Below are 10,253 nucleotides of genomic sequence, written 5' to 3'. Positions count from 1 at the left end.
TGCGCTCCGACAAGACGGCCCGCAACTACCAAGCCGGTATCACCCTTGCCGCCACGTTGATCTGGATCAACACCGACTTATTCAACACGGCCTAGCAGGCACAGCGGTTAGCAGGCACAGCAGCGCCCTCTACTCTGTATCCATGAGGATCAATGCTTTCTCCGATGTGTGCCTGCGCATCGTCATGCTCCTCTCCGCCGCCCCGGAATCCGCGCTGGAGACCACCAGACACATCGCGACGCAGGTCGGCACACCGTACAACCACGTCAGCAAGGCCATCATCAAGCTTCGCGAGCTGGGGCTGGTCGAGGCCGTGCGCGGACGCGCCGGCGGAGTGCGGATCAGCGACGCGGGACGCCGGGCCACGGTCGGCTGGGTCCTGCGGCAGCTCGACACCCGCGCCGACCTCGCCGACTGCGAAACGCCCGACGGCGTCTGCCCGCTCATCGACGGCTGCGGCCTGCGGACGGCGCTGCGACGCGCCCGGGAAGCCTTCTACGCCGCACTCGACGACATTGTGATTTCCTCGCTCCCCCGGAACCGGTCGAACCAGCCGGTTTCCCTGACCCTGGGCCTCCGCCCACCGGGCTGAGCGCCTCACTTCCCCCCGTCCAATGCAGCGGGAAACGGGCCCTCGTCCGTATATAAGTATTTCAAATGCTACTTTGGGGAGACACCCAGAAACAAAGGAGACCGCATGCTCTCGACCCAGTCCCTCCCCCTCATCGAAGCCACTCTCCCCCTCGTGGGCGAGCGTATTCAGGCGATTGCGAAGAACTTCTACGCCCGGATGTTCGCCGCCCACCCGGAACTCTTCGACGGGCTCTTCAGCCGCTCGAACCAGAAGAACGGGTCGCAGCAGCAGGCTCTGGCCGGCAGCATCGCCGTCTTCGCGACCTACCTGGTGAACAACCCGGACACCACCCCGGAGGCCATGCTCTCCCGCATCGCCCACAAGCACGTCTCCCTGGACATCCAGCCCGAGCAGTACGACGTCGTCTATAAGTACCTCTTCGAGGCCATCGCCGACGAACTGAGCGACGTGATCACCGCCGAAATCGCCGGCGCCTGGACCGAGGTCTACTGGCTCATGGCCCACGCCCTGATCAAGTTGGAGAAGGGCCTGTACGCCGGCGCCGCCAACGACAAGCCGCTGGCTCCGTGGACCGTCATCGGCAAGGATGCCGCGGGCACCGACGCGTTGACCTTCACTCTCGAGCCGGCCGACGACACGCCCGTTTCGCCCGCCCTGCCCGGCCAGTACGTGAGCGTCACCGTGGGGATGCCGGACGGCATCCGCCAGGTGCGCCAGTACTCGCTCTCGGCCGGAACGGCTACGACCCGGGTCTTCACCACCAAGCTGGACGCCGACGGCGAGGTCTCCCCCGCCCTGCACCGCGACGTGCAGATCGGCGACACCCTGATCCTGTCCAACCCGTGCGGAGACATCACCCTCACCGAGGGTGACACCCCGCTGATCCTGGCCTCGGCCGGCATCGGCTGCACTCCCAGCGCGTCGATCCTGCGGTCGCTCGTCGAGAGCGATTCCAAGCGCGAGGTGATCGTGCTGCACGCCGAGAGCACCCTCGAGCGCTGGGCCCTGCGGGACCAGATGAACGAGGATGTCGCACTCCTGGAGGCCGCCGAGCTGGAACTGTGGCTCGAGATCCCGAGCGACGGCGCCCACGAGGGCTTCATGTCCCTCGATGGCGTGACGATCCCCGAGAACGCGTCGGTCTACCTCTGCGGCCCACTGCCGTTCATGCGCAGCCTCCGCTCGCAGGCGCTGAAGTCCGGCGTGCCGGCCGAGCGCATTCACTACGAGATCTTCGGCCCTGACCTCTGGCTCGCGAGCGTCTAACCCACTGCCGGTTCGACGACATCGGAACGATGCGCGGGTGGTGCGCCGCTGCGCGGCAGTTGCGCCACCCGCGCAACGGCGTACTACCCGCGCAGCTCGAAATCTCCGGCCGGGCACACGTCAGCCGTCGCCGTCCCACTCGGTCCCCTCGAGGTCGCCGCGCAACGTGCCGGTAGCCTCGTCGACGGCTTCCCCGACGGTGCGTGCGAACCGCTCGGGCGGAAACCGCCGGGTCAGCCCGTAGTCGCGCAAATGGTCCTTCACCGGACCCTTCATCTCGGCGAAGATGAGCGTGATGCCACGGGACGCGAGAAAATCGTCGAGTTCGAGCAGTTCCTCTACGGCCGTCGTGTCGATGTCGGTAATGGGCTCGGCCGCGAGGATGACCGTGTGCACGTCGCTGTCCGCCGCGGTGACCGTGGCTCGCACGTAATCGTCGAAGATCCCCCCGTTGGCGAAGAACAGCGGCGCGTCGAAGCGCACGATCACAATGCCGGGCAGCCGTTCGCCCTCCGGGTGCCGCGCCAGGTCGTGGTACCCCCGGATGCCCCTGATCCGGCCGAGCTCGGCCCGGTACGGCCGCCAGGCATGGCTGACGAAGGCCCCGAGCGACAGCACGATCGCGACGCCGATCCCCTCGATCACGCCGAACACCAGCACGCCGAGGAAGGCCGCGAGTGACAGGAACGCATCGACCTTGTTCATCCGCACGAGCGCGAAGAATCCCTTCACGTCGATCAGCCCGGCGGCGGCGACCATGACGACAGCCGCGATGGCGGCCGACGGCAGGTAGCCGGTGAGGCCGGGGGTGAGCAGCATGAATACCACCATGAGCCCGGCCCCGACCACCCCGGTGAGTTGGGAGCGTGACCCCGCCTTCTCTGCGACGGGCGTGCGCGACGATGACGCCGAGATGGGGAAGCCGCCCAGCAGCCCGCCGGCGATATTCGACGTCCCGATGGCGGCCATTTCCCGGCTCCCGTTGACGTTCTCACCGCGGCGGGCCGCGAACGTGCGAGAGAGCACGGCGGTGTCGGCGAACGCGATCAGCGCGATCCCCAGGGCCGGGACAACCAGCGCCGCGACATCCGCCCACGCCAGGCCGCCGAACGCCGGCGCCGGGAGCCCGCCGGGAAGCGCCCCGACGACGGGCAGGGTCTCCTGCAGACCGAGAATGGCCGTCAGCGCCGTTGCGAGCACGACCGCCGCCAGGATCCCGGGGATGCGCGTCTTTCGCCAGGACAGCACGAGGATGACGGCCAGCGAACCGAGGCCGAAGTACAGCGCGGTCGGGTTGACCCGGCCGTCGGCGATACCGGAGACGATGGCGGTCACGTCGCGAAACGGCGACTTTGACGCGACGGAGAAGCCGAGGAACGCCGGCAGCTGCGACACGATCACGAGCAGGGCGAGCGCGTTGAGGTAGCCCACCCGGATGGGCTTCGACAGCAGGTCGGTGACGAAGCCGAGACGCAGGACTCCGCCGAGCATCAGGATCAGGCCGACCATGATCGCCAGGAGCCCTGCCAGGGCGACGGCGCGCACGTCGTCGCCGAGGGCGAGGGGCAGGATCACCGCCGCGATGATCGGCGCCAGGGCCGAATCGGGGCCGAGCACCAGCACCCGCGACGGCCCGAACAGGGCATAGGCGAGCAGGGGGATGATCGTGGCGTACAGGCCAGTCTCGGGCGGGAGCCCCGCGACTTCGGCGTAACCGATACCGACCGGGATGAGCAGCGCGGTGAGCACGAGCCCCGCGCGGAGATCGGGCAGCAACCAGGCGCGCCGGTAGAGAAGGGCCGTGTCGACCCCTGGCAGCACTTTCCGCAGCCACGTCTCGGTCATTCGGCTCGTCTCACGGCCTCTATCTTGGCCCATGGCGGGGGCCGCGTGTGTACCGTCGGCCTCAAAGCCCTGGCTGTCGGGGTGCGCCGGAGCTAGGCTCAGGTCAGGCTCCGCGCGTGCGCCACTTCAGTCCGGGTAGGGAACGATGAATCAGACACCATCCGCATCGCCGCGACGGGGCCCGGGCCTCGGCTGGATCTGGGGAGCGCTGGGCGGGGGCGCGCTCGGCTTCGGCGTGGGATACACCTTCTACGTGCTGATCACGCCGGTGCTGGAAGCGAGTACCGGCCTCGGCAGGGAACTGCAGGGGCTCTCGTGGAACCTCGTGCCCTTGCTCACGCTGGCCGGAGCGGTCCTCGGCGGGTTGCTGGTGAGCCGTCGCCGGCGGCGGTGAGCGCGAGTGAGGTGAGCGCGAAAAAATAGGGCCACCCCATCGGGCGGCCCTATTTGCTTCTCAACACTGTGCTTCTCAACACTGTGCTTCTCAACACTGTGCCTATCAACTGCGTGTGACAGCCCACCGATGGTGGAGGTTAGTGTCACATCTGCTTGTCTCCCGGTGGGATGTGTATCACTCTCAGGCGGAAATCAGGCGGGCACGTGCCGTGATTCTCGATAGGAGCGTATCCCGCCCGACTGGCCTTACGCCTGCAGACCCGCGGCTATCGCTGGAAGGTCATCGGGGTTCCAGACTTGCTGAGCGATCGCCTGATACAGCTGGCCACGTTCAAGGACGGAACTAGCCTTGAACTCGTCATACGGGTGAAAGTCCAAGCCATTCTCGTGGACGAACCGAACGAACCCAGGGTTCCGCTCGTAGCACTGAGGGTGGAGGGAGCGAGCGAGTAAATTCTGTGAGAGGTAGTGCGGCAACTTCTTCTCGTAGGGCAGGTCGCCAAAGCTTGCGTTGAAACTCTTCGGCAAGAGGAGTAGGTCTCCGATGAGATTGCGGTGCTCGGCAAAGTCGTATGCGTGCTCGAATTCGCCAAGATGCCTCTCTGGATGATCTGCCCAAATGTGCTCGACTTCGTAGCGCGTAGTCATCTGGTTTGTCATCTCTAAGTAGCGCGATGGCTCTCCAGATTGCACGCCCACGTAGTCAGTTATCCGAGCCAGAATCCGATGCAGCTGAAGGCGATTCTGCTGGTGAAGCTTGAGTCGATCGAGACTCGCAAAGGTTTCTGATTCCTTCGACAGAGCGCCGTGCAAGTGCGCAGCCAGCTCGTCGACGCCCATGCCTCGGATATCGCGCATGACCAGGAACATCGCGTACTGCATCGTGGAATAAGCGATACTGCGGTTGTTCCACAGCCGCCAGGCAAGGAGGATGTCCACGTATCGTGACACGAGCATCAGCTTGGTGGAGATTTCCGTCGGGGTGTCTTGTGGCCGGAGCGGGGCCATCAAGAGCTGGAACTGGAGGGTGAATCCGTTGTCGCTGTTGAAGCCGATGTACGGAAGGTCTGGCTTAGGGTCACGAGATGTGGATGCGATTGAGATCCGGATGAACTGCTTCGAATAGAAATCGAAGTCTCGCTGCACAAAGGTCCCGAACTCGGCACGACTGGTGAGCCCGACGAGCTCAGCGTCCCGGCGCAACCAGCGGTGAAACTCCGTCCCGATCTTGTCGTAATCCTCCGGGATCGCATCCCGCTTGCGCTCTCGAATCTTCTTCGCGTATTGACTCCGGAACCACGTCTTGAAGAAGTCCGCGTCTGCTTCTTTGCCGAGATCCGCCAGCCCGGCCAGGCGCGACTTCCACAAATCGCCTGCAGCGATTCGAGCGGGCCCTTCACCGATGTTCGCTAGTAGGTAGCCTTTCAGCATGTCGGACGGCGTGAGATTCAGGCCCCGATCATTCATTGTCTCGAAGATTGAGTAGGCGTCGTCGTCGTCGTAGGCCGTGATTTGAACGATTTGGACGCAGTGCTGCAGCCAGTCAATGAATAACGGGAGCGCGTCTCCGCGGAGTTCGTTGGGGAACAGCTCTTCGATGTCCGCGAATCGATTCCAGATCGCCTCGACTGACTCGCTCGCTCCTTCCGGGTCGAAGGACGCATCTTCATACAGTGAGCGCATGCAGGGTTCGCGTTCGGCCACGTCCAAGTTGAATGACTCTATCCCCCACGCTTCGGAGTAGATGAGCTCGTCGATATTGACTCTGGCCGGCATTCCAGCTTGCAGTCGACGCAAATACATCAGAAGCAGAGTCAGGCTCGTGAGACGCTGCTGCCCATCCACGATGAACCGCGTGCCTTCTTTGTCACTAACGACGATGGAACCCAGAAAATAGTGGGGATACGCCAACACCGATTCTCGGGTGTGCGTGACGTCATAAGCCTGGGAAAATCGTGCGGTGAGATCGGCTATCAGCTCCGCAATCTGCTTGGTCTTCCATTTGTACTCGCGCTGGTAGTAGTCGATGGAGTACTTATTGCCCTTGAGCACCGCTCGTATGCTGTAGGCGAAGGCATCTATCTTCTTCTTCATTCCTTGTTCTTCATTCGATATTCCTCAGGAGCTTGCGAGCCATTGTCGGACTGGACGCCCGCAATTCCACAGTAGTTGGGTGCTCTAGCTGGTGTTTCCACGGCTCGCTGGCGCTGCGATCTCCGCGGAGCGCACGTTTTAGACTCTGAAAGCGTTCATTCGCTGCGGCCACCGCAAGCCGCTCCAGTCGGCGTCAGTTGATCACTGCGACATGCGCAGGCCCGCGGCCGTCTCTTCGAGTTCGTTTGAAGCGATGAGGTGGTCCACGAGACCACCAAGCCTCATCGTGATTCCAGACGTCTGGCGTTGCCAGCCGAAAAGTCGGCTGACTCTTGCGAGGGTCTCGGGCCGTGGAGCGCCACCGGCGTCCTGAACGACGCCGCGGATTGCTTCCATCAGCTCCGATTGGGCAATGTGTTCGATGGCGCGCGTCGCGCCATCCGATGGCATGCGAACACGAACGTCCGACACGCTGCCCACTGTGAGGAAGTCCCCGTCGAAATCGATTTTCGAGAAGTGGATTGCCCGCACCAGCGTGTTTCGTATCCGGCTGCCAACACGACCGACCCCGGCGGCATCTCTCAATCGCGCCGACAGAGTCTCGAAGTGAATGGGAGACTCGGCGTTTGCAACTTCCCGGACAAAGGCAACGAGCTGCAGCGCGTAGCGCGCGTCAGAGAGGTCCATCCACTGGGGAATTCGATCGGGCGTCGCCTTGGCATACGGGATGGCCCAGGTCGGGGCCTCGTCGAAGACGGTGTCCACGAACTGCACCTCGATCGGGGTTGAGCGCTTCTTGCTTTCGGCGGGACCCGTGCGGCCCGACATGGGTTGGAGGGCGAGTTCACTGAGCAGTGCTCGTAGTGTTGCCTGCTCCCTCTCGCGATTCCTGTACCAGCCCGTGCCCCAGATGTGGTGGATTCTCCAACCCAGGCCCTCGAGAACCTCATGGCGAAGCCGGTCACGATCGCGCGCCGATCGCGACGAGTGATACATGGCTCCATCGCATTCGACGCCGAGCATGAAGGCGCCGGGGTAGTTCGGGTGCTTGACCCCGATGTCGATTCGATAACCGGAAACGCCTACCTGTGGCTGGACCTCATAGCCCCAGCTCCTGATTGCGTCGATCACAGAGTCTTCGAAGGGCGAGTCAGTGCCCCGACCCTCGTCGCCGAGTTCAAGGCTTAGGGCCGATGGTCCTCGTTCTGCAAAGTCAAGATATCGGCGCAGGTGACGGGCGCCTTCGCTGCCGACCTCTCCCATCTGCGCTGCCGACATTGACGTGACAACTTCGACCAGCTGTCGTGCACGCGTGATAGCCACGTTGAGTCGGCGTTCGCCGCCTTGACGATTGAGCGCGCCGAAATTCTTGTAGATCTTCCCGGCTTCGTCTGGGCCGTATCCGATGGAGAAGATGATGACGTCGCGCTCGTCACCCTGAACAAATTCCAGGCTCTTGATGAAGAAGCCGTCCTGTCGGTCTTCTTCGAAGAAGCGATCAAGTTCCGGCCGGTCGACACGCGCAATCTCGAGCGCGTTCTCGAGCGTGTCCCGTTGCGCCGCGGAAAACGCGACGACGCCCAGACTTAGGTTTGGTCTGGTTTCGAAGTGATGCAGGATTCTCTTGGCGACCTCTTGCGCCTCAATAGGGTTGTCCTGACCGGCCGAACGCCGGTATACGCCGTCGACGTGCACGTATTTGACACCCATGTCGGCGGACGTAGCGATCGCGCCGGGGAACGTAACGAGTTTGCCGTCGTAGAAGGAGGCATTGCTGTATGCGATGAGGTGCTCGTGACGGCTGCGGTAGTGCCAGCGGAGCGTCAAGGCGTTGAAGTGTCCGGCCGATTTCATGAGGTCCAGGATGGACTCGTAATCCGTGGCGAGGTTCTCCTCGTCGCTGTCGGCATCATCGACAGCCGAAACAGCGAAGAACGACATCGGTGGCAGCTGACGCTGGTCGCCGGCTGCGATGAGGGCATTGCCACGATAAATGCAGTTGATCGCGTCGCCTGGCGTGACCTGGCTCGCTTCGTCAAAGATGACGACGTCGAAGTGGAGGTCCGCGGGCAGATACTGGGAGACTGCGAGCGGACTCATCATGAAGCATGGGTGGATAGCTTGGATCACGTCCCGCGCACGATCGACGAGCTGGCGCACGGGGATGTGCCGCTTCTTCTTCTCTGCCTCTCGGCGGATGATGCTGGCCTGACCGTAGTTGGCTCGTGGACGGCGCGCGACAGCGGATGTGATGATGGTGCTCACCGCGCCATCGATCAGACCGCGGTCCAGCCGTCGATAGTTCTCGACGACTTCCGAGCGGTCCATCCCATGGAAACGGTGCAGACGTGTGTCCTCACCGAGATAGTGATCGGCCCAGTGCTCGTATGCGGACTTGGAAAGGAATGAAACCAGGCTTTCGGAGGGAAGCTGATGCGAGAGCGCGTAGGTCACACCGGCACCAAAGCCGAGGGTCACCAGAGCTGATTGCGCGGCGGCGGCATCAAACCAACTGGTTGGGCCGTCAACGTCCGAGGCCAAGTCGTTCAAGAGCATCCTGGCGGACTCGAAATCGGCGAGTTCCTCTCCGAGTTGGTCCTGGCGGTCAGAAGCGAATGCACTTGTGATCGCGGTTCGGGCCCGATTCCAGTCGTCTCCAAACTTTCGAAGAGCGGAAGGCCCGTAGGAGGTCGAGAGTCCCTGGAACTGCTTTTCGGTCAGAGGAGGAGCCCCATCCCTACCCCCCTTGGCAAGGCCGATGGCGCAGACCCGTCGAACCGCTAGATGATTGAGTCCTATTAGGCGGTTGGCCGCGTGGACGCTGTTAATCGAGGGCGGAGGGTGTTAAACCCTGTTTGTGAAGACAGATCTAAACATCCTCCTGACCACACTTTACGTCCATCTAGACGATCGGATCATCCCCGCGCTGGGGTTTTCGAGACGGGGCCGGCCCGGGCGCCCGCCGGCCCTGACCGACATTGAGCTGCTCTGCCTCGTCGTCGCCCAACACTTGCTCGGCATCGCCTCGGACCGAAAATGGATCCGCTACGCGAACACGCACCTGAAGAGCATGTTCCCGAATCTGCCCCAACAATCCGGGTGGGGCAAACGAGTCCGCCAAGCCACCGGGCTGCTCTCCGCGGTGATCACAGAACTCGCCCGGGATACCCCGTCCTGGGGCGAGATCACGCGGCTGATCGACTCCACCCCGGTGCCCTGCGGAAAATCACGGGAGACGGTGAAACGATCCGATCTGGCCGGGCACGCCGGCTACGGATACTGCGCCTCACACTCCCGCTACTTCTGGGGATTCCGCCTCTATCTGATCTGCACCCCGGACGGAATGCCCGTGATCTGGGGCCTCGCGAACCCGAAAATCGGTGAACGCGAAGCCGCCGAAGCGATGCTCCGACACGACCGCCATCTCCTGCACCCCGGCCAGGTCATCATCGGTGACAAAGGCTTCGCCGGGCGCAAGTTTGAAGGGTTCATTACTGAAGAACTCGGCGCACATCTGATCCGCCCCGACCGCAAAGACGAGAAGAAACGCTTCGGCAAACTCGGCGGCATCCGCCAATGGGTCGAGTCCGTCTTCGACACACTCAAAGGCCAACTCACCCTCGAAGACCACGGCGGACGCACCATCCCGGGCCTTTACTCCCGCGTCGCCGGCCGACTACTCGCCCTCGCCGCCGGAATCTGGCACAACTGGCTCCTGGGAACCCCCCACAAACGATCCCTGATCGCCTACGACCATTAGGCCGTGTTGAATAAGTCGGTGTTGATCCAGATCAACGTGGCGGCAAGGGTGATACCGGCTTGGTAGTTGCGGGCCGTCTTGTCGGAGCGCATGGCGATTCCTCGCCAGTTCTTGAGCCGGTTGAAGCTGCGCTCGACGACATTGCGGCCCTTGTAGATCTCGGCATCGAATTCGGTCGGTCGGCCGCCGGCCGAGCCCTTGTTTGCTCGGTTCTGCCTTTGGTCGGCCCGGTCGGGGATCGTTGACTTGATCCCGCGCGAGGCGAGATAGGCCCGGTTGGCTCGCGACGGGTAGCCC

The 10,253-nt window shown here is 63.1% G+C and carries 8 protein-coding genes; 4 read left to right on the top strand and 4 right to left on the bottom strand.

The features are described 5' to 3' along the window. The first annotated feature begins 142 nt into the window (after positions 1 to 142). Both BLQ39_RS15170 and BLQ39_RS15165 read left to right on the top strand, forming a co-directional pair. Positions 143 to 592, top strand: coding sequence for an RrF2 family transcriptional regulator (locus BLQ39_RS15170; RefSeq protein WP_092325299.1), 450 nt, complete (start codon positions 143 to 145; stop codon positions 590 to 592). A gap of 105 nt (positions 593 to 697) precedes the next feature. Further along, positions 698 to 1,861, top strand: a complete 1,164-nt coding sequence (locus BLQ39_RS15165) for a globin domain-containing protein (protein ID WP_092325297.1) — start codon at positions 698 to 700, stop codon at positions 1,859 to 1,861. A gap of 120 nt (positions 1,862 to 1,981) precedes the next feature. On the opposite strand, the gene BLQ39_RS15160 is transcribed toward BLQ39_RS15165, so the two are convergent. Then, positions 1,982 to 3,706: a SulP family inorganic anion transporter gene (locus BLQ39_RS15160; protein ID WP_092325295.1), complete on the bottom strand. Its 1,725-nt coding sequence runs from the start codon at positions 3,704 to 3,706 to the stop codon at positions 1,982 to 1,984. Positions 3,707 to 3,851: 145 nt separating this feature from the next. On the opposite strand from BLQ39_RS15160, the gene BLQ39_RS15155 reads away from it, so the two are divergent. Then, positions 3,852 to 4,100 (top strand): hypothetical protein, encoded by a 249-nt coding sequence (locus BLQ39_RS15155; protein WP_092325293.1) that lies wholly within the window; start codon positions 3,852 to 3,854, stop codon positions 4,098 to 4,100. A gap of 248 nt (positions 4,101 to 4,348) precedes the next feature. Here the strand turns inward: BLQ39_RS15155 and BLQ39_RS15150 are convergent, their stop codons facing one another. Next, entirely contained in the window at positions 4,349 to 6,196 is a 1,848-nt protein-coding gene (locus tag BLQ39_RS15150; RefSeq protein ID WP_092325291.1) for a DUF262 domain-containing protein, read from the bottom strand. A 201-nt stretch (positions 6,197 to 6,397) separates the two neighbouring features. Continuing rightward, positions 6,398 to 8,746 carry a DUF3320 domain-containing protein gene (locus tag BLQ39_RS15145; protein WP_166784461.1) on the bottom strand — a complete coding sequence of 783 codons (2,349 nt, stop codon included), beginning with the start codon at positions 8,744 to 8,746 and terminating at the stop codon, positions 6,398 to 6,400. 307 nt (positions 8,747 to 9,053) lie between these two features. Here BLQ39_RS15145 and BLQ39_RS15140 point away from each other — a divergent pair, with 307 nt between their 5' ends. Further along, positions 9,054 to 9,956 carry an IS982 family transposase gene (locus tag BLQ39_RS15140; RefSeq protein ID WP_092325287.1) on the top strand — a complete coding sequence of 301 codons (903 nt, stop codon included), beginning with the start codon at positions 9,054 to 9,056 and terminating at the stop codon, positions 9,954 to 9,956. On the opposite strand, the gene BLQ39_RS15135 is transcribed toward BLQ39_RS15140, so the two are convergent. Then, positions 9,953 to 10,253, bottom strand: a 301-nt coding sequence (locus BLQ39_RS15135; RefSeq protein WP_143006494.1) for a transposase, incomplete at its 5' end; no start/stop codon positions are given. The genes BLQ39_RS15140 and BLQ39_RS15135 overlap by 4 nt on opposite strands.

Origin of the sequence: Cryobacterium psychrotolerans, assembly GCF_900101115.1 — a bacterium.
Lineage (GTDB): Bacteria > Actinomycetota > Actinomycetes > Actinomycetales > Microbacteriaceae > Cryobacterium > Cryobacterium psychrotolerans.
This window is presented reverse-complemented; position numbering and strand designations above follow the sequence as displayed.

What these genes read in the sequence shown, in the direction of transcription:
- BLQ39_RS15165 (WP_092325297.1), top strand. Translation starts at nt 698, where the DNA reads ATGCTCTCGACCCAGTCCCTCCCCCTCATCGAAGCCACTCTCCCCCTC.
- BLQ39_RS15155 (WP_092325293.1), top strand. Translation starts at nt 3,852, where the DNA reads ATGAATCAGACACCATCCGCATCGCCGCGACGGGGCCCGGGCCTCGGC.
- BLQ39_RS15150 (WP_092325291.1), bottom strand. Translation starts at nt 6,196, where the DNA reads ATGAAGAAGAAGATAGATGCCTTCGCCTACAGCATACGAGCGGTGCTC.
- BLQ39_RS15170 (WP_092325299.1), top strand. Translation starts at nt 143, where the DNA reads ATGAGGATCAATGCTTTCTCCGATGTGTGCCTGCGCATCGTCATGCTC.
- BLQ39_RS15160 (WP_092325295.1), bottom strand. Translation starts at nt 3,706, where the DNA reads ATGACCGAGACGTGGCTGCGGAAAGTGCTGCCAGGGGTCGACACGGCC.